Genomic DNA, 529 nt, shown 5'->3' with positions numbered 1-529 from the left:
AAGCGTTGTACATTACTGACCACAGCTCATCAAGCTTTTCTCGATCTTCGATCAATTCAGCCTTACCAGTGATAGACAAATAGCTTTTGTCATCTTGGCTGACATAAGCCAAGTTTACTTCTGGGTTCTTATTAATATTGTCAACAGTGTCAGAAGGTGTGTGACCGATAAACCAAATCTCTTTAGCACCGATGCTGGTTTCCGTGGTATTCATTGGGCACGAATGGAGGTGGTTTTCATGATTGCGAGTGGTCATCATCGTATACTTGATATTGTTTACCATCGCTTGGATTTTGTCCATCTTTTCTTGTTTACTCATAATAGTTATCCTTTACTATTTAAAATATTGAGGTTTACATACTATAAAACTTACATACTATAAAAACGCCAATAAACAATGGCTTACTGGCGTCTCAAGTCGTCAAACTGCTCGTTTTTACAATATAAAAGACGCTTATATTATAAAGATACAGAGAACTGCTCGCCAATATCTTCTGCAGTCTTACCATCTTGTACCGCGGCTGTAGCC

The 529-nt window shown here is 38.2% G+C and carries 1 protein-coding gene; it reads right to left on the bottom strand.

Features of this window, described 5'->3' with window-relative positions:
* Positions 1-319: pyridoxamine 5'-phosphate oxidase family protein (locus ACS8FD_RS24315; RefSeq protein ID WP_439277730.1), on the bottom strand; the 319-nt coding region annotated here is incomplete at its 3' end.
* Positions 320-529 lie beyond the last annotated feature (210 nt).

The organism is Psychrobacter sp. 1U2 (assembly GCF_051847575.1).
This window is presented reverse-complemented; position numbering and strand designations above follow the sequence as displayed.